Origin of the sequence: Limnospira indica PCC 8005 (genome assembly GCF_000973065.1) — a bacterium.
Taxonomy (GTDB): domain Bacteria; phylum Cyanobacteriota; class Cyanobacteriia; order Cyanobacteriales; family Microcoleaceae; genus Limnospira; species Limnospira fusiformis.
Window position 1 is genome coordinate 106,060 of the sequence record NZ_FO818640.1, and the last position, 24,188, is coordinate 130,247.

Sequence of the window (24,188 nt, forward strand, 5' to 3'; positions counted from 1 at the left end):
GAATTATTATAATACTATAATATTTGATGATTGTGGTTTTAAAAGTATCCATCATTATCCCGCCTTCTATTAATGGCTGCACCTCCTGCGCCTCGAGGTGTTATGGTCACTTTTAACCCTTCATAAGCTAGGGTTAATTCTTCGATCGCTACTGAACTTCCTTCAGCTTGAAATCCTGGTGCTTTCCAGGAAATAGGAATAGCACCAATCAAAGTCCATGCTTGCATAATTTCCCCCGCTTGATTGAACATCAAAATATTGATATTCCGACGATTATATATGGGATTACTGATGGTAGTTAGCATCCAATCCCAGAAAATTGTGCTATTCGTCATTCCCCGCTTTAAGGTGATGTCGTCAAACTCTGCATGACCAATAAATACTCGCTGTTGGTCATTGACTCCACCTTCTAAATATGCTTCTTTTTGTAAGGTTACTCCGAAGCCAGAACATTCGGAAAATGATGCGGAAATGGTACTTTCCATTTCTACATAAAAGCGATTGGTTGTGATATAATTATACATGGATTATAAGGTATTCCTAGGATGTATGATCAGCATGATTTGCCTGGATATTTATTCACAACAAAATTGAAACCGAAAATCAATGTCGCTCACGGATTAAATTGAGGTCAGAAATTAACATTTCGTAAACTCGTTGTTCAACTTGTTTTTTGAGCATCGGGTCAGCGCGAACTTTTTGGGCGATTTTATACATCAAATCTCCGGGATTATCGCACTGTATTTTCGTGGGTGCGACTAAGCCAATGGGGTGGCTAGGTTGTCCGGGTGGCGGGTGTGGTATTGGGGGTTGATGGTTAGGTTTCATGATTCAGTGATTAAGGATTTGGGTTGAGATTTTGTAAAGGAACTAATCCTGTTTTGATCAGCAGATTTTGTGCTTCTTCTGTTTTGAGAATTTCGGCAAATTTCTGCCCGACTGGGGATAAGCTGTTATCAAAGGAATAAACAACAGCCAGAGAATAGGCTAAAGGATATTGTCCGGTTTGAAATTGCTCAACGGATGGATAGTAACTACCTTTATCATTGCACAAATCGGTTCCGGGTGTAATAGGTTGATTGTGATGTTGACTTATGGGTTGTACCGCTGGTCTTAACCCTTCGGCGATCGCCAGAGGGTAGACCGAACACTGCTGAAAAACTTGACTGAGGGGGCCAAAAGATAGGCTGCCAATTTCCCGTTCTTCAAAATCCTGAAGAACTCTTCTCATGGCTTGAAAAGTGGGGATTTGGCGAATTCTATTGACATTGGTTTCAGTTGTGATAAAATTGTCTGAGGGAGAGCTTTGCCACAGTCGCCGAAATTGGTCGATCGCTCGCTCGGTTTGTAGGACTCGTTCTTCAAAAATGCGGATCGCTTCTGCATCGGTGGGGATGTAAAGTTGCACCGGTAAATCTGGCCCTCCTAACTGTTTCCAGTTGTTAATTTCTCCGGTGTATAGTTGTCGCAATTGCTTAATTGATATTTGTCCGTTTAAATTGTGAGGTAAGGAATTCTGGCGGCGCTGGTAACTAAAGGCGACAAACACGACCAAACCATCATAAGCAAAGGGAATAGCATTTAAATCTCTGTCTAAGTCTTGGATTAAGCTGGTAATGGCAAAATCTGCCTCTTGGTTGCGAACTTTAGCCAGTGTTTTTTCCGTGGTCGGTTGGGGTTTATAAACCAATTTCATCTGGGGAATGCGCTGTTGTAATTCCTCCTCTAATGTTTTACCTTTTTCTACTAAGTTGCGCTGTCGGATTGCATAATTCCAAACCCCATTTTCATTAGCGGTGTAGCTAAATCTTCCTTTGGGAATAGCAGCAATATCTTTGATGCAACAGGGTAAAAAACGGTGGTCAGCTAGGACTATAGATGGGCGATATAATAACCGCCAGATACCAATTACTCCTAAAAAAGCCAGTAGAAGCAGCAGCAGAATCCATAACCGGGGAAAAGGGCGTTTTGTGTCTTCTTTTTCTAATGCGATCGCTTGATAATTGTGGTCAATTTCCGGTATTTGGGGGAGTGCTTCCCGGGCGGCTTTGGCGTTTTCAAAGGGTATATTGAATCCCAGGAGTCGCAATATAAACTGTTGCAGGGGGGGATAGGTTTCTGGCCAGTCTTCGGGGAATTGGTAACGGAAGGTTTGCCCTCGGGTATCGACGGGGGAGGTTAAATCATGTTGCCAATTTCCTTTTAAAAGGTCAAAGGCGATCGCACCTAAAGCCCTTAAATCGAGGCTAGGATCAGCCTGGCTAACCGTGGTTAACCCGGGCTGAAATGGCTTTTCTGTGAGGGTCAAATCGGCTATGTAGACGAGAAATTGGGGGCGATGAAACTGATGCTGTTCGATGGGTAAAATCAGAATCGTGTCCAGGCTGAGGTTCCCGTGGGCTACAAGTGAGTGAATTTGACCGGAGGGGAGGCGGTATTTCTGAGTGTGGAGGACTTCGAGGCTTTGCAAAACCTGATCAAGGAGGTGCCGCGCTTGTTGGGGGGTCATGGCACCAAATTGGCGGAGGTAGCTTCGCACGCTGGGATAGCTGTTGGAGAGGGAGTGGGTGACCGTGTAGCAGCGGGGTTGGTGGCGGTCGGCGATCGCTTCTGAGGGGACCAGCAGCCGAAAGTCCTGCACCCGACCATCAGCGGGGACTAATCCTGCCACATTTTCAAATACTGTTTTTGTCTGCTGTTCTTCCTGGGGGTTAAAGTGGCGTTGGGGGAGCAGATATTCTTTAATAATGACTGTTTTATTGTTGTTGGTTTGCACTGCTTGATAAAGGCGACCCAGACCCCGACTACCGATGAAATTGACGATGCGATATCGACCTTGGTTGCCGATAATTTCCGATTTGGTGGGGAGTATCGCGGGAAATCCGCATTGTAGACAGGTTAAAGCCTGTGGTTCTGCTGTCGTGGAGGATGAGTTAGCCAGGGGGCAGAATAGGGGGTTGCCGTGGGTACAGCGATATTTAGGATAGGGGTTGAGGACACCGGGGCTGACTTCCGCAAGTTGTGGAGGGGTATCGAGGGTTTCGATGTCTGTGTCTTGGGGAATTTCTTCGCCTCGTTTCCGCCGTCGGAGGAGATCTCGGACATCTTCGCGAATGAAGGGTAAAAGCCGAACTACCCACAGGGGGAGAAATCGATAGACTGGAGCGAAGGCATTATAACCTACCCGTCGGACGCGGTGTTGGGCGGTAGCAATGGTGCTTTCTCTGATGGCTTTTGCGGTTCGGGTTTTCGGAATTGGGCGCTGAGGGGGTCTTACCATTGCATAAGGGTTCCCAAAAAGCAGGTGTTAGGTAGTCAATTAGGGGGTGAGAAAATAGGGTATTTATTCAGCCTCAACTTGGGCGATCGCATCATCGGGGGATGTCCCATTGAGTACAGCAATAATACCTGGGAGGTATTGATCCATCATGGTCACGTTGGTATAAACGAGGGATTCTATTAAAGTCGGGGTGAGGCGATCGCCTTCTACATCGATACTGGTTTTATAACAAACCTCCCCATCAGAATAGTCTAACTCGAAGTTGCCCAGAATCAAACCAGAATTAGCTTTTGTTAATAATTCAGCAATAGCCGATCGCTTTTCCGCAGGAATTGTCAGGGGACAAATCGAGTAAAACAGGAATTGTTGTTCTTCGTCTCTCGCCTGTGCGGAACAACTCCAACGGCCATTGTCGCCAATAAATGCCATTTCTAGGGTAGCCCCCTCCTCTAAGCTAACGTAGTCCCAATCATCTTGGTTAAAAAAGGCAGCCATGATTTGGGAAATGGGGGCAGAAATTGGGGATTCCGAGTCTCCAGTTGGCGGCGCGCCCAATTCCCGGCTAATTTCTTCGATGGCTTGGGTTCCGTGTAACAAAGCCGTTTGAATTTGCGTCCCTAACTGCTGAAAAGCGTCTTTTCCCGTAGCAACCAGTTGACGGAGTTGGTCAGGATTTGCCCAATCCCAAAGGGTACGATAGGCGATCGTTTTGTCTAATTGTTCTTGTCGCACTCCCAAACAAAACCAGTTTTCCGTAAATTGGTGAGGTAGGGGTTCTGGTCCGGGTAGTTGTTGTAGGTGGTTGATGAGAGTAGCCGTCGTGGTTCCGTCCTGGGTGAGTTGAGGCAGCAAACCCGGTTTCAGCATCAATTCTAACGTTAAATTGGTGCAAGGGTCAAATTGGCGATCGATTAAGGGACTACAAACCTCTGGTTTCAAGTTAAACAATTGTTCCTGTTCAATCAATTGATAGGTATCAAAGGATACTTCTAGGGTGAGACAAAAATCAATATCCTTACCATCATTCTCTCTAAAAATACCATTTAAAGCAAGCATTTCAATGGTTAATTTTGAGGGCAAAATAAAGGTCAATATTTGCTTCAAGGAAATCTCTTTTTTCATGTTAATTATTAATTATTAATTATTAATTATTAATTATTAATTATTAATTATTAAACCCAGCCTTTAACTTCACTATCCATCAAAGGTTTTTCCAATTTCATATATTCACTTTGGGCGGCAGCGAGTAGATGTTTCATCATTACCGGTTCCCCGACATCAGCAGCCAGAAAAGCCGCATTAAGGGCGATATTGCGGATATTACCCCCAGAAACACTCAAGCGCGCCAATTTCTCAACCGTGAGCCCATCAGTGGGAGTTTCCGAGGGGAAGATACGCCGCCAGATTTCGGCGCGTTGTTTAGCATCGGGAAAGGGGAACTGGACCACAAAACGGATGCGACGGAGAAAAGCGGGGTCGAGCGCCCCCTTCATGTTGGTGGTAAGAATAGCTAAACCTCGGTAGGCCTCCATGCGTTGCAGAAGATAACTAACCTCGATGTTAGCATGGCGATCGTGGGAGTCTTTGACCTCGCTGCGCTTACCAAATAGCGCATCAGCCTCATCGAATAGCAAAATTGCGCCCCCACTTTCGGCAGCATCAAAGACCCGGCGAAGGTTTTTCTCGGTTTCGCCGATATATTTGCTAATCACGGAACTGAGGTCAATTTTGTATAAATCGAGTCGCAAGGCTTGGGCTAAAACTTCCGCCGCCGTGGTTTTCCCCGTCCCACTGGGTCCAGCGAATAGGGCGCTGATACCTAAACCCCGATCGCTTTTTTGACTGAAACCCCAATTTTCATAAACTTGGGAACGTTGGCGGAGGTGAGCCGCCATGGTTTCCAGAACTTGCATTTGAGCTTCTGGGAGAACCAAATCCGCCCAAGTCGCTTTAACTTCGATGCGCTGGGCCATATCTTCCATGCGGGGGCGAGCAAGGACGCGACAAGTATCCCAAAGATGGTCAATAAAGGTTTCGGTATCGTGGGGGGAAATTCCCTGGCTGGCGGTGGTTGTACAAACGGAGAGAATGGCGGGGGAGGGGAGGTTAAATTGGGCGGTAACTCGTTGTAGGTGGCCGTTAAGGTGTGTAACATCTCCCAGGTGTTCTTCCCAATACTGGTACTGTTCCGCAGCGCTGGGGCGGGTAACCTCGAAGTTGAGGAGGGGTCGGGTTCGTTGAGGAAGGCGATCGCGGACGGTAATGATCAGGGGGCTACCGATGCGCTCAATCAGTTGCCAGATACCGTCTCCGTGGCGACTCATTTCCACCTGTTCACAGTCGAGGAGGAGCGCATAGCCTCCTAAAACGGACTCGCGCTCCCATAGTTTTAACATAAGGTTAAATTCTGCGGTGGTCGAGGGGATGCGATCGCCATCACTATGATAGAGTTCTAGGTCTAACTGTTGACAGGCCACCTGTGCGATAGCTTGTCGAGTCGCCATATCTTCCCCGGAAAGCTGGACAACCGGTAACTGAGACTCTTCGCTAAAGTTCGACCAGGTTTGGGCAATTTTTAGGGCGAGTTGTTGATGGGAGGGGACTAACAGGGAGGCTTCCCCAAGGGATTCCACAATGCCGAATAAGCGTTCATCGAGATGCTGTATACCGATGAGATAGTGGAGGATACGTTCGTCAATGCGAATGGGACTGAGGGTCAAAACCGCACCGCCTCCCACTTCGAGTAAACGCCAGCGACGTAGGGGAGCATTGGGTGTTAGGGCGCTCCAATGGGGGCGATCGAGGATATTAAGGGCGAGGCTAAAGGTAGGATAAGGCTTTTGGGGGTCGCCGTGGGCTTCCGCGCAGAGTAGGGGAAATTCCCCATCGAGTTCCATTCCCGCGCACAACAGCAGCAAATCTTGTTCAAAGCTAGACAGCCCAAAGGTCTCGCACAGTTGCTCTAGGACAGGGGGGACGATGAATGGCTCGGTTGTTTCGGATCTGGTTTGCCCATTGGATGCCGCCCGGAGGGCATCCTTAATCCGGGTTAAGGCGAGTATGAGAGTTTGTTGATTCGGTAGTGAATGCCAGTTTGAGTCAGTCATGGGGAATGGAGAGTCGCGTGCTGTTTAATTTATCGCTACTTTGGGTTGAATGTATTGCTCAAAAGTTGGACTGTCGGGGTTGTCGTCTACACTCAGGATACTTTCTGCCCCATCAATTTGGACTCGCACCAGGTATTCTCCCGGTTTGACTTCCCGAATGGGGATGGAGACGGTAGCCGTGGCGCGAGTAATGGGTGGGGCGGTGAATAGGTAGCCGATGGGATTATTGCTATTGGGGCTGCATTCGTTCATCATCACCACAATTCGCTGACCTGGAGCGATCGCCAAGTTAAGGCTAATGCTGAGGGTTCCCGACCGTGGCTCGTCGTCAAATCCATCTAAGTCTAGGACTGTGACTGTTTCAATAGTAGGCCGCAAGACGAAGGGGGCGACGTTAGATTCCACTTGGGGAACACGAGCAGGAGTGTTACGGTTAGTGGTGGCTGTAGTCCCCCTTCTGCTAGATCGGGACCCGTTACGGGGGGGTGCGGGTGGGGCTTGTAGGTGAATGACCTGTAGGCTTTGAACCCCAGCCCGTAGTTGGTCTGTTTCAATTAGGCTCAAGGGGAGCCGTAGTTCTCCGCTGTTGACGACTTGGGGGGTGATTTCTAGTTCACCGATGCGGATTTGGGTTAAGACACCAGAGAGATGCTGGCCACGAATCGAGAGGATGCTGTTACTGAAAATGGGTTGATTTTTACCTCCCACCGCGACCACTTGGGTGATGATGGGTTGTTTGGGAAAGACTGTACTGCCTAAAATGCGATCGCGCACAGGTAGGGCGGAACGTCCGGCGATGTCGCTTTCAATGATGATGACAGTCACTTTGTACACCAGGGACAGGGCGTAGGGGGTTTGGAAGAACACAGACCAGATTTTGGAGAGTTCGTCCGTCGAGACAGAGATAAATTCCGAGCGGATTTGTTCCACTTGTTCCGCTAGGTCGGAGTCCGCGAGGTAGGTAAAGGTGGGGTCGGCGATCGTGGCGCGGATGGTGTCCGCACTCAATACTAACTGGTCTTCCAGGGTTTGGACGACGCTACCCAGTAGGCGCTGGGGTTCGAGATCGCCATCGTTGCCGTAGAAGGATACCACATAGAATAGGTCGATCGCCGCTTGTCTACGACGGGTCATGTCCCCGCGCCGTTGGAAGTTGGGGGTGTCTTGGTTGGTGAGGGCCGGGTTGCGTTTGATATGATACAGGTATAGGTTCACACCTGTTTCGGGAATTGACCCGCTGGAACCGTCTGGGCGCACCGTGGTGACTCGCGCTCCGTCTACGTCTCTTTGAACGGCTCGCTGTAGGATGCGCTGTAAGGTCGCGGTGGCGGTGGCGACGGCTAGATGATTACTCATGGCTGACTGGGCCAGTTAAAGGGGTGGCAATGGTGAGGAGGGGTTTCTGGGGAACTTTGATGTTCATCTCTGATGCTCCTCCATTATTTAATACCACTTTGAGTCTATAGCGATCATTATGAACGGCAGATTATATATATATTAACAATTACTTCATATATATTCACAGAAGTATAATTAACTAAAAAAAACGTTATCAAAATAAGTATATTTGGTCGAGATTTCGGTGTAGTATTTTGAATAACTCCAAATTATTGCGTAAGCTTGGATGGATAAAGCACATCCTAGAAATGATAAATAGGTAAAAAAAACAGCATGAGCAGGTTGTGGATTATCCACGCTATGCTGATTTTCAAAATTTATCCATCCGGTTGATCAGAAAAAATGGGTTTAAAACCTCGTCCTTTTAGACATGAAACTGTAAGACCAAAACTAACGAGCGTTAGTGGAGGCAGGATTCAGCCCCAGAGTCCCCACGCACTTAGGCTGGGGAGTGTCCAAACTGCCCACTCTCAGGGAGAAAGATTTTTATGGCTAGGCTTGACTATTTTGCACCTGGCGTTTACATTGAAGAGGTCGATCGCGGCTCTCGACCTCTTCAGGGTGTTCCCACCGCTGTAGCCGGATTTGTCGGTTTCACGGAAGATATCCGAGGTGGGGCTGAACCTTTTAAGCCGATGTTAGTCACCAGTTGGAAGCAGTATCTGGAATACTTCGGTCGAACCAACTCGGACGGTTTCACCGACTTCGGAGCCTATCTTCCCTTTTCAGTTTACGGTTGGTTTCTCAACGGCGGCGGTCGGTGCTGGATTACTAGCATGGGAACAGGACTCCCCGGTTCTCCTAAGCCGGAAGTGACGGAAACGGGAACCGAAATTGTCAACCGCGCTAATCGTCCTTCGTTAAGATTTTCGATCCGTGAGAGTTCCCAAGATGGTGCTTCGGAAAGTTCCCTAGCCGACAGTTCGCAAAACGGGTTCCTGGCTGTGAGCGATCGCTCTATCCGGGTGCAAATTACCGAAGGGTACCCGAAACCCCCCAGCGAAGAAACGGAAGCATCAGAAGCGATCGTTACTGCTAATACAGGGGAATTTTTCACCATAGTGATCCGCCAGGGAAGTGAGGAACTCGAACGGTTCCCGCACCTGAGTATGAATCGAGACATCGAAACAGCAGTAGCCGATTATGTGGTTAGCGCCCTGGAAGAATCCCAGTACATTATAGCCACAGATTTGGCTATCAGTGGTAGTCCCCTGGCTCGCCGCCCGTCTAACGGCATTTATGAAGTCAGCCCTCCGGCAATTATAGCAGAAACCGACAACTTAGCGCGCCATGTGGAAGGCGTGAGGGAGGATCGCACCGGGATTCGCGGCCTATTTGAAATTGACGAAATAACTATCGTCTGTTGTCCCGACTTAATGAAAGTCTACGAACAGGGATTGATTGATCAAGATCAACTCCACGGACTAATGGACTTGATGGTGAGTATGTGCGAGGGAGCCGCAGACGGAGACATCCCCAACGCCCCCAACCGGATGATCATCCTTGACCCGCCGCCTGATCGGGTGAAACCGCAGGATATCAGCCGTTGGTTGAGCCAAGAATTTAACCGGCGATCGCAATTTGCCGCCCTGTACTACCCGTGGATTTTAGTTCCGAACCCCCGCAACGCCGGACGGCCCATAGCTATTCCCCCCAGCGGCCACATGGCAGGAGTATGGGCGCGGGTGGACGAAACCCGGGGGGTTTACAAAGCACCTGCTAACGAAGTACCAAGGGGTGTGATCGGTCTGACTCACCCGTGCAACTTCCGAGAACAGGAACTGCTGAACCCTATTGGCATCAACTGTATCCGGCCCTTTGATAACCGGGGTATCAGGATCTGGGGCGCTCGTACCTTGGTCGAACCCGACAAAACCGAATGGCGCTATATCAACGTTCGCCGTCTGATGAGCTACATCGAGAAGTCCATCGAAAACGGTACCCAGTGGGTGGTGTTTGAACCCAACGACGAAGACCTATGGCAGCGGGTCAAACGCACTATTAGCAGCTTCCTGACTGAATTATGGCGATCGGGAGCGCTGACGGGTGGCAGTCCCAGCGAGGCTTTTTATGTCAAGTGCGATGCTGAACTAAATAGCCCCCAAAGCATGATGGCCGGTCGCCTGTTTGTGGAAGTGGGTGTTTGTCCAGTGCGTCCGGCTGAATTTGTGGTGTTCCGCATCAGTCAGTGGACCGCTGAGGGTGACGGCGAATAAGCCAACTCTCTTAAATCTCTGCCTCCAAAACCAACCCATTGGAGGCAGTCGAGATTTTTTTGATATTTACACTTAAACAAGGGAATCGAATCATGAGTAGTGCTGCTCCGGTTTTTACCACTACCGCCACCCGGTATCAAATTGATTTTCGCAATGATACTGTCGGGAATATTGTCCAAAATGCTTATATCAAAAGTATGGCAGCCCTGACCTACGAGGGAAAAGTAGCCGGAGGTGATAAAGCCTTGGGTTCTGGTCGCAAAGGTCGCCGGGTTCGCCAAAGTACGATCGCCGGTTATGAAAGCAACCCATCAATGACGATCGAAACCTACATCAGTGACGACCCCAACGATGCCAGCCGCCAGCTATTTGCTTGGTTCAAAGCCTGTCTACCACCCGAAGAGGGAGGAGAAGGGAAATGGTCTCAATACCGGGCTAGTGGTTCTGTGGTGCTGTATTCTCCTGACGGAGAAGAGGTTTTACGCTGGAACCTGGAACGTGCTTGGCCGAAAAAATATTCCATTGCTGATATGGACTCGACCTCGGGAGATTTGGCGGTTGAAACCTACGAAATCGTTGCTGAAATGATTACCAAAGAGGTGGCTCTGGGCGGTCAAGTTGCCAGTATGAGGAGTGGGGCTGCGGTTTAATTTATGGGTAGGTGGGTGCATCAGTATCGGGCGCGGCTGCAGAATTGGCTGGTTTTCCCGTCTCCTCAAAGAAGGGCGGGTGCAAAATTGGCTAGTTTTCCCGTCCCCTCAAAGAAGGGCGGGTGCAGAATTGGCTGGTTTTCCCGTCCCCTCAAAGAAGGGCGGGTGCAGAATTGGCTGGTTTTCCCGTCCCCTCAAAGAAGGGCGGGTGCAGAATTGGCTGGTTTTCCCGTCCCCTCAAAGAAGGGCGGGTGCAGAATTGGCTGGTTTTCCCGTCCCCTCAAAGAAGGGCGGGTGCAGAATTGGCTGGTTTTCCCGTCCCCTCAAAGAAGGGCGGGTGCAGAATTGGCTGGTTTTCCCGTCCCCTCAAAGAAGGGCGGGTGCAGAATTGGCTGGTTTTCCCGTCCCCTCAAAGAAGGGCGGGTGCAGGTAGTTGGCTGGTTTTCCCGTCCCCTCAAAGAAGGGCGGGTGCAGGTAGTTGGCTGGTTTTCCCGTGGCGGATCTAGCACCCGCCCCTACTAGCACCCGCCCCTACCAAGCCTTCAGGGCGCTTATCGGTTAGGTTAGGAGAGATTTAAATTATGGCCTATGAATATTTGACTTCTGCGCGGTTTTACTTTGAATTTGGCAATAATACTCGTTTGCTAATTTCCAAAGTGAGTGGGATTTCTATTAGTATTGACCCAGCCGCAGAGGGGCAGTCGATCGGTTCGGGAAAAAACGTGAAAAGTGAAACTCAAATTACGCCCGCATCGGTAACCTTTGAAAATATGACTCTGGAGTTTGTGACTACCGCTGAAAATGATGCCCTGGTAAAATGGTATCTCGACTGTCATCCCCCGGCGATGATTGGTGGTAAAACTGACGCGATCGCCAAGGTGAGTGATGCTTCCTTGGTACTTTACAAACAGGATGGCTCCGAGGGGGCTCGTTGGAATTTGAGGGACTGTCTCCCCGCCAAGTATACGACCACCCAAGCTAGTTCAGATTCAACAGATCTGTTTAAGGAAACCATTGAAATTAGCCATTCGGGGTTGCAGAAAGTCCCAACTTTAGGAACAACTATTTAGTTGTGGTATCAGCTATGATTGGTGATTTAATCAACCAAAAACGTGATCTCTATGAAGTTCTGACCGCCTGCCGTTTTTATGTGGCTTTGCATTTAGACGGCGGCCGGGATGATGTGGATGGCTACTTTATGGAGTGCCGAGGGTTCAAATATTCCCAGACCGTCATTACCCACCATGAGGTATTCCCGAAAAGGTGGGGAAAGGCGACTCGAGGTCAGGTGATTTGCACTAAACTTCCGGGTAACGAAAATGTTGATAATTTTTCTCTGCGTCGGGGACTAACGGCTTCAACTACACTGTGGGATTGGATCGCCAACGTCCATGATGGCGGTTGGTCATCTAAGTTTAAAAATGGTTTTTTGACCATTTACCGTCAGGATAGTTCCGAAGGGGCGCGGTTTGCTTTTAGCCGAGGCTGGCCGGTTAGTTATAGCATCACCGATAATATGGCATCGGGAAGCGATTTGGCGCTTGAGGAGTTGGAAATTGCTTGTGAAGGGTTTGAACGAGTCTTGTAGGTGGCGATTAAACCATGCAAACGGAGTTTGAGTTTACCTTACCCAAGGGCTATTTAGATCCCGATGGCAACTTGCACCAGCGGGGCGTGATGCGCCTGTCGCGGGCGATCGATGAGATTGTCCCCCTCCGCGATCCTCGCGTACAGATGAATCCCGCCTATGCAACTGTGATTATCCTGGCCAGGGTGATTACTGAACTGGGTAGTTTGGAGGAAGTGTCCCCGGCGGTCATTGAAAATATGTTTGCCGTAGACTTAGCCTATCTCCAGGACTTCTACCGCGAAATTAACGGCCTGGTCAAGTCCGAGTCGGATTGAAAATCAAAAGTCGAACCTAAGAAACCGGGTTTCTATCTGATGTCGGATGGGAATTCCAGACCCTCTTAGAAACGGGGTTTCTCAAACTCCCTACTCCCTACTCCCCCATCTAATGTCACCCGAAAACTTACCTTTGAGACAATTTCCCTTTACCCTCCCGGTCGGATTGTTGGACGGGGAGGGAACTTGGCATCGAGAGGGAATCATGCGATCGCTGACAGGGTGGGATGAACTGTTCCGGGAAAGGGATCTGCGGGTGAGGGAGAATCAAGCCTATGGAATTTTGGTGATGCTGTCTCGCTCAATTGTCCAGTTGGGGGAGATTTCCGCCGTAACACCCGATATTTTAGAAGGATTATTTTTAGCAGATCTCGACTATTTACAGGCGGTATATAATCAGATAAATCCACCAGAAGCAAGGATTTCTCGGACGGGGGAGTGGCGGGCTACCCCCTAGAGGATTTGTATCGGGAGGTAGCCTTTATTGCTTTTTATTTCCACTGGTCTCGGGCTGATATTCTGAATCTCGAACATGGAGAACGACAACACTGGATCGGGGAAATTGCCGATTTGGTTCGGGGAGAATTGGGAGAATAATTCCGTTCCCCCGTGCAAATACGCGGTTCGCTCATTACTATGGTTAGGAGGCTATCCTGATGAAAATACAACGCCGTAAAAAACGCCAAAACGAAAGCCCAACAGCTCCTTTGCAGGCACAATTTCAGTCTCGGCCGTTTCAGGATGCCAACTTTGCCCCCCCGGACAAACAAGCCGCCCCGCCGGAACGCGAATTTCAGGCGGAAGGGTCGGGGTTCAATTTGGGCAGCATTCCCCTTTTTAGCAATGGTAATAGTACGCCAACCCAGCCCATCCAGCGCAGGGAAGAAGACGTGCAGATGCAGGCAGAATCGAAATCGCCCCTGCACGGGAGATTTCAGACTTTAGCCCAAAGAGATAACCCGAAAAATTCGACACCACAGCAGCCGATTCAAGCTAAACTGACTGTGGGTGCGGTCGGGGATAAATACGAACAGGAAGCGGACAGGGTGGCGGATGTAGTTGTCGATCGCATCCAATCTCCCCCCAGCAGCCCGGAAGTTCAGAAACAGGAAGAAGAAACACTGCAACAAAAACCCCAGTTATCGACTCCGCCGACGATTTCTCAGTTGCAGAAAAAAGAAGAGTTATCAAATACCCTACAGCGAGAGTCCGATGAAGAGGAATTTGATGATGATAATGATAATGATGATGTACAGATGAAACCTCAGACCGCCGAAGCCGGGGGAGAAGTTTCTGCCGATTTCGAGTCGTCCCTTCGGCGAGAAAAGGGCGGCGGACAACCGTTGAATGAGAACTTGCAGTCCCAAATGGGGCGGGCAATGGGGGCAGATTTTGGCGGGGTGCGGATTCATCATAATTCCCCAGCCAATCAACTGAATCAATCAATCCAAGCCAAGGCATTTACGACGGGCAAAGACATCTTTTTTAAACAGGGAGAGTATCGGCCGGAGAGTCGGGGCGGACAAAAGCTCATCGCCCACGAGTTGACCCATGTGGTGCAGCAAGGTGGTGTCAATAATAGTGGTTCTGTTCAGCGTTTTAACAGTAGTAAAGAAGAACGAAAGCATCTCCAGATTCTTTTGTCTGAACAAAAGGCGAAAGGCAGAGATAAAATGACCCAAGAGTTTAAGGATTTCTCGGCTAATCTCAAGTTGCCTGCTACCTCAAAAAATATGGACAGATGGGGAGGAGAAAGACCGAGAAGTAATGCGATTAATGATAATAATACCGGGAACAAACCTGTAGATAAACTGGATAATTGGGTGAATAGCGATACTGCAGATGTGACGGGTAATACAGCCAGTGTGATTGAAGGGTTAACAGGAATTACTGGGGAAATAGGTACTGAAGGTTTGGGAAATTCCGGGGATACGGAAACTGGGATTTTTCAGAAATATTTTGAAAAAGCTGGTGCCAATATGTCGGGTGATCAGAAAAATGTACTGAGCGGACGCAGTGATATGGCGGGGGCTGTAGCGGGTGGTGTTGGCAATATATTGGGGGGCTTCCAAGCTTTTAATGATTATAGACAGGCTGAGGACAATTATGATCGCAGTAAAGCAGTATTACAAGGAGGATCAAGTCTCGCGGGTTTAGCATCAAATGTGGCTAAATTTGGGGGTGGTTATCTGACTCAGAAAGATGGTGGTGCTGCTAACTTAGATCCAAGTTGGATTTCCAAGGATCTTAATACCAGTGATAGTTGGAAGTTTGTTGGCGATGGGATTGGTGCGGTTTCTGGTGGTTTGGGTTTTGGGGCTCAGGCGGTAGGGGGAGTTAAAGACTTTAAGAGTTGGCTAAACGAGAGGAAGAAAGGTATCTACGGCGATACTAAATCGGGGGGTAAAGGTAGCGGTGCCTATTTACGTTCGCTGGGAAGGGGGGTTAAAAGTGCTGCTAATTTGGGTCAAGCCGGGGTGACAACGACCTTGGGGGTTGGTAAATTGATTGCCCAATTTGGGGCTGAGGGAGGCAAAATTGGTGCTGATGCCCTCAAGTTGGGTTCCCAAGGAGCGATCGCACCCTTAGCTAATTTGGCGGCTGCATCAGGGGGTTTGGGAATTGCTACGGGGGCGATGGATCTTGCCAGTGGCGGTTTCAAGGCGTTTAAAGCTACGAAGCGTAAGGGTTTAATTAAAGGCTTACAACAGGGAAATAAACAGTTTAGTAGTGTGAGTGAGTCGGAGCGTAATGCTGCTCTGGAACATCTCAAGGAAATTCAGACCAAAAAGCAAAAACGCGGCGGCTTAGGGATGGCTGAAGGTGCGCTGGCGGTGACGGCAGGGGCTTTGGCTTTAACTGGAGCCGGGGCGGTAGTTGGTGCGGGTCTGGCGGCGATCGGTGGTATCGCGAAGTTGGGACGCTTTGCATTCAACAAAATTAAACAGAATCGCCGAGATAAGGCGGATCGAAAAGATAAGCAATGGCAAGCTGATATGGAGACGGCGGGGCTGAGTGAAGAACAAATCAATAATGTATTTTTAGCCCGACAAGAACGGGAAGATCAACAATATGAGCAAGCTAAAAGTAAAGGAGGTTTCTCCAAATTTAAGGCTTGGTTTAAGAAGAAAATGAAAGCGGATAAAACCAAGAGTACGGATGCTAAAGACCAGCGTTACGAAACCACGGCTAAAACCTTAATCAAAATGAATGATGCTGAACCAGGTATCATGCTGAAGTTAGTGAATTTACCTGAAAAACAAATGGAGGGAATGAGCGGGGAAGAGAAACTGGAGTTAGTCAAAAAAGCTCTGAAAAAACGCTAGTTAAATTTGAGGAAGTTACATGAATTTACAGAGTATTCAGTCGATTATAGATGGTGAGAATTTCACGACTTCTTGGGAACCAGCGACACCAGAACATCCAATGGATAGGCTCTTGGTTTTGCTGAGTGAAGAGAAACAACTTCTGGCGGAGTTGCTATTTATTCCGGTAGAGGAAGAGGTGGAGAATGTGCATTTGCTGCAATTTTATGTAGGTCTACCAGGAGGGGTGGTAGCGGAGGCGATGTCTGAACTCAGAGCATTTATTTTGAGGCTAAATACTACTATGCCTATTGGTAGTTTTGGGATTCAAGAACAGCAGGAATTGCTCTATTTTCGCTATGTTTTAGTGATACCTCAAGAAGAAAAACCCAGTGCGGAAATCGCGATTATACAATCTATGTGGCTGGTGTTTTATTTGGTGGAGTCCTTTGCTGACACAATTCAGGCAGTGGCGAAGGGAGAAAGATTACCGTCGGAAGTTTAAGGGAAATTTTAGTTTTGAGGAGCGATCGCACCCCGGTTAATCCACCTATTTGGTGGTAGAATTGTCGTGGGAGTGTGATCGATGCCAAATTAGGGGGGGATCCTGATGAAAATACAACGCCGGAAAAAACGCCAAAACGAAAGCCCAGCAGCCCCTGTGCAGGCACAATTTCAGTCCCGGCCGTTTCAGGATGCCAACTTTGCCCCCCCGGACAAACAAGCCCCCCCGCCGGAACGCGAATTTCAGGGGGAAGCGTCCGGGTTCGATTTGGGCAGCATTCCCCTTTTTAGCAATGGTAATAGTACCCCAACCCAGCCCATCCAGCGCAGCGAAGAAGAAGACGTGCAGATGCAGGCAGAATCAAAATCGCCCCTGCACGGGAGATTTCAGGCTTTAGCCCAAAGGGATAACCCGAAAAATTGGACACCGCAGCAGCCGATTCAAGCTAAATTGACTGTGGGTGCGGTGGGGGATCAATACGAACAGGAGGCCGATCGCGTTGCGGATGTAGTTGTCGATCGCATCCAATCTCCCCCCAGCAGCCCGGAAGTTCAGAAGCAGGAAGAAGAAACACGGCAACCAAAACCGCAGTTAGGGATTTCTCAATTGCAGAAAAAACCATTATCGGGAAGGGTACAGCGGCAAGACGAGATCGCCTCCCCAGAAACAAGATCCAGAACCAATGCTGTTATGCCTCTCTCAAAAGAAGAAAAGTTGAAGTCTTATAAGAGTATCGTCAGTAAGTTATTTCAGAAAACATCTTGGGAGAAGCATGGCAAAACCAAAAAGGGTAGGGAATACGAAAGGCGAGATAAATTTGCCTATGAACTATTGAAGGATCACGAAATTGAAGCCCTGGAGGGATTAAGCCAGACACCAGAAGGTAGAAAATATTTATTGGGTTTAGAAAGCAGCTCATCGAAAGGCAGAAAAAGACAGGAGTTTGCCAAAGCGGCTGGTGAAAACACTTATGATATAGCCGAGTATTATAAAAAGAAAGCCGAAGAACTAGATCAAAACCAAAATTCTCCTTTGACTGGAGATTGGCTGGCAACGGGAAGTAATGTTAGCTATTTGGAGTTTTGGTCGAAGAGAAAATTTACCAGTATGGAGCGTTTATTAATTGCCACCTATCAAGCCAAATTAGGCCAGAAAAATCCCGATTATCAGAAGACTCCAGGGTATTTGCGCTATGAAGCATTGAAAGCCAAAGAGGGTAGTGAGGAACACAAGGAAGCAATTTATAAAAAAGATACGGATGCTTGGGAGAAATTGTTAAATATCAATGAGAGCAATAAAGATACAATCCTGAAGCAACTGGTTGGAAAATCCAAAAAAGATGGCAAACCAATTACTCCAGATGAAGCAAAAGGTTACGTCGAACAATCTCTGGCTATAGCCAATATAATGAGACGAGTTTTTACTGTGTTGCAGTATAACTTGGAATATTCCAATGATAAAAATAACAAAGGAGAAGATCAAAAAGATAAACCGATGTATGCAAGGGATTGGAACAAGTGGACGAAGCAAGTGGCGGTCGCCCTCTCTCACGGAGGCAGGGTGAACATTGTTTTACCGCCCATTGGTACAGAACAACATGGTAAAAAACATGGTAGAATCATGAATGCTTTGAGTTCTACCAATAAAAAGGAAACTCAAGAATATTATAACAAACGTGACCATTTTGTGAATTGGCTTTTGGGAGTTGAAAAAGGTCATCATGCCCATAAGCGTAGCAAAGAGGATTTGGCTGGTACAGATTATAAAAATGCCGAAGTTGATACCCGCTTTGTTTCCACCCATGATGTGGAAATTAAGGAAAATTCGTTTAAAGAGTTAAAAGGCACCAATACCAGTACCGGGCAAAGTGAGGTGCACTATGGAATCAATCCCGCTCTCGGGGGACTGGGTGAAACAGACTTGGCGGGCAATTTAATTTTACCGGATGGCAGTCACGGTCATATTTATATTTTCTATAAACCGCCAACCTCTAAATTAAAAGGAGCCGTTTTGATTGGAGGTGAAACCTCTGAGATGGGTAAACGAGATGTTTTTGGAAAGCTACATAATGCCTCCGGTACGAGTGCAGAATTTTCTCCAACTGGGACGGGTAAAGCGGCGAGAATAGGGAGTGAAATTGGTGGGATGAGAGTCGATCTATCAGGATTTGAGTCTCAAGCTGATATTGTTGGTATGTTTGAAACAGCGATCGCAAGAGGTGTAGAACCTGGACAACTTGTTGACGAGTCCAAGCCAGAAGTTCGCGAGGCTTTGTTTGATATCAGAAAAAGATCATCGGCGATAAGGGAGAATTAGAGCAGTGTTCCCGAAAACCCATAAATTTAAGGTAGTCGTGGGATAGCGAGGGTATAAATGATTTTAGGCTTCCTGTACCAAAACAAAAGGTTGGATAATTAGGGCATTAAATCGTTTAGTCTGATCGCCATTCCAATCGGAGATTTGCTGGGGAGAGGGTTTATAAATCTGTTGTTCACTGATCCAGCGCTGAACGTCAGTCACATGATCCTCGCTAATAGCGACACCGACATCTAATAAATCTAATTGGCGATCGACTACGACGACTGCATCCCTTTGTACATGGGGAATTAACCATTCCCACTCGGCTTGATCAATGTTAGAGGCTAATTGTGCTTTTAATTCTTCCATGATTTGATTAATTGTTGTACTGCCAAAAACTCACCGCCCTAAATCGTGCATAGCATTAATGATTTCGGCGCAATATAGAGCGATCGCCTCTAGTTCCTCCCGCTTACTGGACTTGGGGGGGTCCATAGGTTCACCAATTCTGACGGTGACGGGAACTGGTCTGGGTATAGCAGAGCCTTTGTTAAAAATAGCATGAGTTCCCCACAGACACACAGGAATTAGGGGAACCTGTGCTTTGGCTGCAATTAATGACGCGCCCAATTTCGGGTCTGTGATGCGACCGTCGGGGGTGCGAGTTCCCTGCAAAAATACACCAGTCGCCCAACCTTGTTCTAGGGAATTGAGAGCGGCTCGGATCGCATTGCGATCGCCAGCACCCCGTTTAACTGGATAAGCGCCATATAGGGAAATCGCCTGTTTCAGGACGGGAACCTTAAAGAGTTCCTCTTTAGCCATAAATGCTACGGGTCGCTTGACGCAGTTGGACAGCATTGGGGGGTCAAAATCACTAGCATGATTACTAACTACCACAATGGGTCCGGTTTGGGGCATCCGTTCAGCATTATAAATGCGACCACGAAAATAGACATGGAGCATGGGGCTAACCACAGACCACTTAAACAGGTGGTAGAGGACTAAACTTTCGAGTGGTTCACGGTTTTTGACCACGGAAACTTGAGTTGGTAAGGGTGGAAACTGTGATCTAGCCTATCAGGTTTTGGCAGCAGTGGAGTTAAAAGTTATTCGCGAGCGATGACCTCTGCGAGGGTTTCTTCGAGGGTTGACAGGTCTACAGCCCCAGATAGGGTTTCCCCATTCATGATAAAAAACGGGGTCCCAGAAATCCCTAGAACCCTCGCTAATTGCAGATCCTGTTCAATGGCTGCGATCGCTCCATTACTCTGGGAACAAATCTAAGTGCTGACCTTCGACTGTTCTTAATTGCTCAGGAGTTCCTGTAAATTTTAGTTTTCCGTTATCCAATAAAACAATCCAACTCGCACGGTTAATCACCGGGGGACGATGGCTAATCATAATAGTAGTTTTCCCCTGGCGATAATGCAGTAGTCTATCCAAAACCTCCGCTTCTCCGGCGGGGTCAAGTGCGCCGGTGGATTCATCTAATATCAGGATGGGGGGATTGGTGACAATGGCTCTAGCAATGGCTAATCGCTGCTTTTCCCCACCGGATAAATTCGCCCCAAACTCTCCTAATACAGTTTGGTATTTATCGGGAAGCTGACTGATAAATTCATCCGCATTAGCCATTTCACAGGCGGTGACAATTTCTGCCAAAGTGACGTGAGGATAACAGAATTTGAAGTTTTCCAGAATCGATCGACTCCAGAAATGAGCGTCTTGGGGAACCAGAATAATTTGCTGGCGCAAACAGTCAAGGGGTAGGTCTTGAATATTATAATGACCAATTCTAATATTCCCCGATTGTAAAGGATAGAGACTAGATATCAGTTTAGCTAGGGTACTTTTACCACAGCCAGATTTACCAATCAAAGCTGTTACTTGACCGCCGGGAATAGTCACCGAAAAATCGGTAAGCAAATTCACTCGCCCGGCATGATGAAAGTTGAGATTATTGCAGATAATATCCGCCCCATCAGAAATTTGAGCAGATTCTTTTTTACTATCATTAGGATTTTCGGCGGTAGCATCAATAACCTCCGTGAGACGTTGGGTGGCGGTTCGGGCGCGGACGAAGTTATCAACAAAGGTAATTACAGTGCTAATAAACCCGGTAAAATTACCATTCATGGCATTGAATGCCAGCAGTTGACCAATGGATAATTCATTGTTAATCACGAATCGACTACCTAGCCAAAGTAAAGCAATGCTGCCACCACTGGAGACTAAACCGGATAAAACATTATTGTAAATAGAAATTTGAGTGGTGCGTAAGGTAATGTTGGCAAGGCGACCAAACCGACTTTGAAATTCCTCCCAGACTTGGGGAGCGGCATTGGTGGTTTTCAGGGTCATCGCACCTTTAAAGGTTTCGACTAAAACCCCTTGATTTTCGGCACCCAGGACTAAAACACTGCGGGTTTTTTGTTGCAGAGTTGGCAGTAAAATAATGGTGGAAATCGACATTAAAATTGCCACAATTATGGCGGCTAGGGTGAGTTGCCAGCTATAAAACAACATGAAGCACAATGAAATTATGGCAACAAAAAGCTGGCTCGGTAATTCAACGACAACTTGGGAAACCAGTTGATTTACTTCGCTAATATCCCCTAAACGACTGACAATTTCTCCACTGCGACGGGATTCATAATAATTTAAGGGTAAGTAGAGAATTTTGCGTCCAAATTCTAGGACAAACCCTAATTCTAGGCGTTGGGCAAAATGGGCGATGAGATTAGACTGCACGAGTCCTAGACTGCTTTGAATTAGGCTCAGGATGACAATGGCAATTGCTGCCCCAGTTAGCAGTTGCATATCCCCCCGCACTAATACATCATCAGTCAGAATTTGAATAAAGAAGGGGGAGGCTAGAGACAGTAAACCCAGTACCAAATTAATGATTAATGCTTCAGCGAGAAGGGAGCCATAGGGGATTACCCGCTTAAAAAAGCGCAGGAAGCCATTGGGTTTATCGCTATCATCAGGTAGGCTGAAAAAGCGGTTCTGGTCGGGTTCAAGTCTAAGCATTACGCCATTGCCCCAACTATTGGCTAGTTGAGCTTTGGATAAGTAACGCACTCCTACGGCGGGGTCAGCAATCACATATTTTCTGCCTTTTTTGCCATATAAGACGACCCAGTGATAGCCTTGCCAGTGAATGATGGCAGGTAGGGGAAATTTATTCATTTGTTCGAGGATTTTCTGGGAGGCGCGACCTGCACTGGCATTGAATCCCAGTTCTTCTGCACCTCGTCTGAGTCCGAGAATTGTGGTTCCCTGTTGTCCTGTGCCGACGGCTTCTCGAATCCGACTCATGGTAAAGGTGCGTTTGTAATACTTGGTAATTGTGGCTAAACAAGCTGCGCCGCAGTCTTCTTCGCTGTGTTGGAGAACAATTGGATATTTCTGCACGGTCTATTGATAGGGTGATAAATAGTTTTCATATCTTAAAGGCTATTTCTGTTGGTGCAAGTGCTGGGAACTGTTTTTTTTTAAGAATGCCAACATCGGGAACAATCTTTGTTTTTGTTACATTTATTGATGTTTTGGTTCTTGACAGTTAAGAAAACCTTGGTTTATTATTGAAGGGTACAGAAAAAACTTATAGTTCAAATTACCAGGAGAATCAAAATGAATACAACTCAAATTTCCCCCTCGGTTGAAAGTCACACCGAAGAACCTCTGTGGCAAGAGTTTACTGAGCAAGAACAGGAAAAGATTTGTGGCGGTTCGGGAAGGGTTACTTTTACTACAATATTTGGTCCTTGGCGGCTTCAGGCTACTTGGCGAGATCGTCATGGCCGAGTGACGCGTAGTTACCAACGTTCGGTGACAAGATTACGAAACGGTAGTCCAATTTCGTTCGGGTCTCAACCAAGGTGGGTGGTCGATATAATCTAGCAAAATTGACTAAAAATAAAAAGCTAAACCTCCCAATATTTTCTTGTGGGGGGTTTTTATTTAATTGAGAGTATTTTCACTATAAACATTTCCCATGCAATCTAAATCAGAACAACTAATTTATGATGATTTGCCCGAAATCCAAAGCGATGAATTTCTCCCCCCGGTTAGCTTATGGATGACTTTGGGCGGATTATTTCTGGTGGGAAGCTGTGGCATTGCTGTAGCAGTTGCGGCTTTCACTCCCTATAATGTTACGGTTAGAAGTGCGGCAGCGGTTCGTCCGGTTGGAGAACTTCGGTTAGTACAAGCAAATAGCCCAGGAGTTGTTACCGATATTGCTGTTGTAGAAAATCAGACGGTTGAACAGGGCGATATTATTGCGACTATTGATGACTTTCGCTTGCAAACAAAAAAAGGTCAGCTACAAAGTAGCCTAACACAAAATCAACAGCAACTCCGCCAAATTGATGCCCAAATTCTGGCAATTAATAATCAGATTACATCGGAAACTAATCGCATTCAGAGGGTTATTGCGGCGGCGGAAGCTGAATTAGCACAAACGGAACGGGACTACCAAGAGAGAGTCGCCACTGTTCAAAGCCAATCTCAAGAAGCTGAAGCTAATTTGAATCAAGCGCAACAGGAATTACCAAAAGCATTGGCTCAGTTACGGTCGGCTGAGGCGGAATTGCGGTCAACTGAAGCGGCTTTAAATGCTGCGATCGCACGACGCGATCGCTATAAGCCAATTTATGAACAAGGTGCATTATCCCCTGACCAATACCAGGAAGCAAAGCTGGCAGTTTCCCAACAAGAACAAGCCTTAGAAGCTAAAAAATCCGCCGTTGAAGCACAAAAGCAGGAAATCCAACGACTCTCCTCTGCTGTTGATGCGGCGGCGGCTAGATTGCAGGGAACATTAGCCACTTTGAATCCCGGTGATGCTAGAGTGACAATGGCGCGGGAAAAAATCTATCAAGAACGTGCGACGGGAGAATCAGCGCTCTCCAGATTAAACCAGGAACGGGAACAACTAATCCAGCGTCAATTTGAACTACAAAACCAAATTAATCGCGATCGAGAAGAACTCCAACAAACTGAAACTGAAGTGGCTGCGATGGCAATTCGCGCCCCGGTTTCTGGTATTATTCAGCAACTCAGTCTCCGTAATATTGAACAAGTGGTTAATACTGGAGATGTACTGGCACAAATTGCCCCCAGTGACACCCCGCTAGTGATTAAAGCCTTAGTTCCTGCCCAAGACATCGGTAAAGTAGACATTGGTCAACAGGTGCAAATGCGAGTTTCGGCCTGTCCGTATCCTGATTACGGTACGCTTTTAGGTACGGTGACGACAATTCCTCCTGATGCCAGCCGTCCTCAACAAACTAATGATAATCAGGGAGAAAAAAGGAATTCTAAGCAAGAAACCGCTACCTATAATGTCACTATTCAGCCAGAACGTCTTGAGTTAACTTCCCGGACTCAGACTTGCAGAATTCAATCGGGGATGGAAGGCAGAGCAGATATTATTACTAAGGAAGAAACTGTTTTGACTTTCATTCTCCGAAAAGCTAGATTGATGACTGATTTTTAATAGACCTGTTGCCGT

The 24,188-nt window shown here is 47.5% G+C and carries 22 protein-coding genes and 1 pseudogene; 13 read left to right on the top strand and 10 right to left on the bottom strand.

All coding sequences use genetic code 11. The annotated features are described in order from the left end of the window. Positions 1-38: 38 nt before the first annotated feature. The 6 genes from XZ46_RS00470 to XZ46_RS00495 all read right to left on the bottom strand — a co-directional run bounded on the left by XZ46_RS00470 (position 39) and on the right by XZ46_RS00495 (position 7,743). On the bottom strand, positions 39-524 hold the full coding sequence (locus tag XZ46_RS00470; RefSeq protein ID WP_006622193.1) for a phage tail protein: 486 nt from the start codon (positions 522-524) through the stop codon (positions 39-41). Between the two features lie 79 nt (positions 525-603). Then, positions 604-828, bottom strand: a complete 225-nt coding sequence (locus XZ46_RS00475; RefSeq protein ID WP_006622192.1) for a hypothetical protein — start codon at positions 826-828, stop codon at positions 604-606. Between the two features lie 10 nt (positions 829-838). Further along, a complete protein-coding gene (locus XZ46_RS00480) occupies positions 839-3,280 on the bottom strand; it encodes a substrate-binding domain-containing protein (RefSeq protein ID WP_008051746.1) in 2,442 nt (813 codons plus the stop codon). Between the two features lie 63 nt (positions 3,281-3,343). Further along, positions 3,344-4,402 carry a type III secretion system chaperone family protein gene (locus XZ46_RS00485; RefSeq protein WP_008051747.1) on the bottom strand — a complete coding sequence of 353 codons (1,059 nt, stop codon included), beginning with the start codon at positions 4,400-4,402 and terminating at the stop codon, positions 3,344-3,346. Between the two features lie 50 nt (positions 4,403-4,452). Beyond that, a complete protein-coding gene (locus XZ46_RS00490) occupies positions 4,453-6,387 on the bottom strand; it encodes an ATP-binding protein (protein WP_008051748.1) in 1,935 nt (644 codons plus the stop codon). A 24-nt stretch (positions 6,388-6,411) separates the two neighbouring features. Beyond that, entirely contained in the window at positions 6,412-7,743 is a 1,332-nt protein-coding gene (locus XZ46_RS00495; protein WP_008051749.1) for a Pvc16 family protein, read from the bottom strand. Between the two features lie 530 nt (positions 7,744-8,273). Here XZ46_RS00495 and XZ46_RS00500 point away from each other — a divergent pair. The 11 genes from XZ46_RS00500 to XZ46_RS36150 all read left to right on the top strand — a co-directional run bounded on the left by XZ46_RS00500 (position 8,274) and on the right by XZ46_RS36150 (position 18,682). Further along, positions 8,274-10,001 carry a phage tail sheath family protein gene (locus XZ46_RS00500; RefSeq protein ID WP_008051751.1) on the top strand — a complete coding sequence of 576 codons (1,728 nt, stop codon included), beginning with the start codon at positions 8,274-8,276 and terminating at the stop codon, positions 9,999-10,001. 92 nt (positions 10,002-10,093) lie between these two features. Continuing rightward, the gene (locus tag XZ46_RS00505; RefSeq protein ID WP_006622185.1) at positions 10,094-10,651 is read left to right on the top strand and encodes a phage tail protein; all 558 of its coding nucleotides are present in this window, start codon (positions 10,094-10,096) and stop codon (positions 10,649-10,651) included. Between the two features lie 3 nt (positions 10,652-10,654). Next, a complete protein-coding gene (locus tag XZ46_RS00510) occupies positions 10,655-11,173 on the top strand; it encodes a hypothetical protein (RefSeq protein WP_048894870.1) in 519 nt (172 codons plus the stop codon). A 59-nt stretch (positions 11,174-11,232) separates the two neighbouring features. After that, positions 11,233-11,721: a phage tail protein gene (locus tag XZ46_RS00515; protein WP_008051752.1), complete on the top strand. Its 489-nt coding sequence runs from the start codon at positions 11,233-11,235 to the stop codon at positions 11,719-11,721. A gap of 14 nt (positions 11,722-11,735) precedes the next feature. Continuing rightward, on the top strand, positions 11,736-12,239 hold the full coding sequence (locus XZ46_RS00520; protein WP_006622182.1) for a phage tail protein: 504 nt from the start codon (positions 11,736-11,738) through the stop codon (positions 12,237-12,239). 14 nt (positions 12,240-12,253) lie between these two features. After that, positions 12,254-12,556: a hypothetical protein gene (locus tag XZ46_RS00525; protein WP_006622181.1), complete on the top strand. Its 303-nt coding sequence runs from the start codon at positions 12,254-12,256 to the stop codon at positions 12,554-12,556. A 46-nt stretch (positions 12,557-12,602) separates the two neighbouring features. Further along, positions 12,603-13,013, top strand: coding sequence for a hypothetical protein (locus XZ46_RS00530; RefSeq protein WP_008051753.1), 411 nt, complete (start codon positions 12,603-12,605; stop codon positions 13,011-13,013). After that, positions 12,995-13,153 carry a DUF6760 family protein gene (locus tag XZ46_RS35115; protein WP_006622179.1) on the top strand — a complete coding sequence of 53 codons (159 nt, stop codon included), beginning with the start codon at positions 12,995-12,997 and terminating at the stop codon, positions 13,151-13,153. The genes XZ46_RS00530 and XZ46_RS35115 overlap by 19 nt, the downstream gene beginning before the upstream one ends. Before the next feature lie 59 nt (positions 13,154-13,212). After that, positions 13,213-15,882, top strand: coding sequence for an eCIS core domain-containing protein (locus XZ46_RS00535; RefSeq protein ID WP_008051755.1), 2,670 nt, complete (start codon positions 13,213-13,215; stop codon positions 15,880-15,882). 19 nt (positions 15,883-15,901) lie between these two features. After that, positions 15,902-16,366 carry a YbjN domain-containing protein gene (locus tag XZ46_RS00540; RefSeq protein WP_006622177.1) on the top strand — a complete coding sequence of 155 codons (465 nt, stop codon included), beginning with the start codon at positions 15,902-15,904 and terminating at the stop codon, positions 16,364-16,366. 105 nt (positions 16,367-16,471) lie between these two features. Further along, the gene (locus XZ46_RS36150; protein ID WP_008051756.1) at positions 16,472-18,682 is read left to right on the top strand and encodes a hypothetical protein; all 2,211 of its coding nucleotides are present in this window, start codon (positions 16,472-16,474) and stop codon (positions 18,680-18,682) included. Positions 18,683-18,745: 63 nt separating this feature from the next. Here the strand turns inward: XZ46_RS36150 and XZ46_RS00550 are convergent, their stop codons facing one another. From XZ46_RS00550 to XZ46_RS00560, 4 genes and pseudogenes are all read right to left on the bottom strand, one after another. Continuing rightward, a complete protein-coding gene (locus XZ46_RS00550) occupies positions 18,746-19,033 on the bottom strand; it encodes a DUF2288 domain-containing protein (RefSeq protein ID WP_006622172.1) in 288 nt (95 codons plus the stop codon). A 30-nt stretch (positions 19,034-19,063) separates the two neighbouring features. Next, complete coding sequence (locus tag XZ46_RS00555; RefSeq protein ID WP_008051757.1) at positions 19,064-19,702, bottom strand: lysophospholipid acyltransferase family protein; 639 nt, start codon at positions 19,700-19,702, stop codon at positions 19,064-19,066. 71 nt (positions 19,703-19,773) lie between these two features. After that, positions 19,774-19,935: pseudogene (locus XZ46_RS27790) on the bottom strand (DsbA family protein); the annotation flags it as partial. Continuing rightward, a complete protein-coding gene (locus tag XZ46_RS00560; protein ID WP_008051762.1) occupies positions 19,931-22,084 on the bottom strand; it encodes a peptidase domain-containing ABC transporter in 2,154 nt (717 codons plus the stop codon). The gene XZ46_RS00560 and the pseudogene XZ46_RS27790, both read right to left, overlap by 5 nt. A 219-nt stretch (positions 22,085-22,303) precedes the next feature. Here XZ46_RS00560 and XZ46_RS00565 point away from each other — a divergent pair, with 219 nt between their 5' ends. Both XZ46_RS00565 and XZ46_RS00570 read left to right on the top strand, forming a co-directional pair. Then, positions 22,304-22,573, top strand: coding sequence for a hypothetical protein (locus XZ46_RS00565; protein ID WP_008051763.1), 270 nt, complete (start codon positions 22,304-22,306; stop codon positions 22,571-22,573). Between the two features lie 94 nt (positions 22,574-22,667). Then, positions 22,668-24,173, top strand: a complete 1,506-nt coding sequence (locus XZ46_RS00570; protein WP_008051765.1) for a beta-barrel domain-containing protein — start codon at positions 22,668-22,670, stop codon at positions 24,171-24,173. Positions 24,174-24,188: the final 15 nt, after the last annotated feature.

What these genes read in the sequence shown, in the direction of transcription:
- XZ46_RS00470 (WP_006622193.1), bottom strand. Translation starts at nt 524, where the DNA reads ATGTATAATTATATCACAACCAATCGCTTTTATGTAGAAATGGAAAGT.
- XZ46_RS00475 (WP_006622192.1), bottom strand. Translation starts at nt 828, where the DNA reads ATGAAACCTAACCATCAACCCCCAATACCACACCCGCCACCCGGACAA.
- XZ46_RS00485 (WP_008051747.1), bottom strand. Translation starts at nt 4,402, where the DNA reads ATGAAAAAAGAGATTTCCTTGAAGCAAATATTGACCTTTATTTTGCCC.
- XZ46_RS00500 (WP_008051751.1), top strand. Translation starts at nt 8,274, where the DNA reads ATGGCTAGGCTTGACTATTTTGCACCTGGCGTTTACATTGAAGAGGTC.
- XZ46_RS00480 (WP_008051746.1), bottom strand. Translation starts at nt 3,280, where the DNA reads ATGGTAAGACCCCCTCAGCGCCCAATTCCGAAAACCCGAACCGCAAAA.
- XZ46_RS00495 (WP_008051749.1), bottom strand. Translation starts at nt 7,743, where the DNA reads ATGAGTAATCATCTAGCCGTCGCCACCGCCACCGCGACCTTACAGCGC.
- XZ46_RS00525 (WP_006622181.1), top strand. Translation starts at nt 12,254, where the DNA reads ATGCAAACGGAGTTTGAGTTTACCTTACCCAAGGGCTATTTAGATCCC.
- XZ46_RS00535 (WP_008051755.1), top strand. Translation starts at nt 13,213, where the DNA reads ATGAAAATACAACGCCGTAAAAAACGCCAAAACGAAAGCCCAACAGCT.
- XZ46_RS00550 (WP_006622172.1), bottom strand. Translation starts at nt 19,033, where the DNA reads ATGGAAGAATTAAAAGCACAATTAGCCTCTAACATTGATCAAGCCGAG.
- XZ46_RS00520 (WP_006622182.1), top strand. Translation starts at nt 11,736, where the DNA reads ATGATTGGTGATTTAATCAACCAAAAACGTGATCTCTATGAAGTTCTG.
- XZ46_RS00515 (WP_008051752.1), top strand. Translation starts at nt 11,233, where the DNA reads ATGGCCTATGAATATTTGACTTCTGCGCGGTTTTACTTTGAATTTGGC.
- XZ46_RS00540 (WP_006622177.1), top strand. Translation starts at nt 15,902, where the DNA reads ATGAATTTACAGAGTATTCAGTCGATTATAGATGGTGAGAATTTCACG.
- XZ46_RS00505 (WP_006622185.1), top strand. Translation starts at nt 10,094, where the DNA reads ATGAGTAGTGCTGCTCCGGTTTTTACCACTACCGCCACCCGGTATCAA.
- XZ46_RS00490 (WP_008051748.1), bottom strand. Translation starts at nt 6,387, where the DNA reads ATGACTGACTCAAACTGGCATTCACTACCGAATCAACAAACTCTCATA.
- XZ46_RS36150 (WP_008051756.1), top strand. Translation starts at nt 16,472, where the DNA reads ATGAAAATACAACGCCGGAAAAAACGCCAAAACGAAAGCCCAGCAGCC.
- XZ46_RS00530 (WP_008051753.1), top strand. Translation starts at nt 12,603, where the DNA reads ATGGGAATTCCAGACCCTCTTAGAAACGGGGTTTCTCAAACTCCCTAC.
- XZ46_RS00565 (WP_008051763.1), top strand. Translation starts at nt 22,304, where the DNA reads ATGAATACAACTCAAATTTCCCCCTCGGTTGAAAGTCACACCGAAGAA.
- XZ46_RS00510 (WP_048894870.1), top strand. Translation starts at nt 10,655, where the DNA reads ATGGGTAGGTGGGTGCATCAGTATCGGGCGCGGCTGCAGAATTGGCTG.
- XZ46_RS00570 (WP_008051765.1), top strand. Translation starts at nt 22,668, where the DNA reads ATGCAATCTAAATCAGAACAACTAATTTATGATGATTTGCCCGAAATC.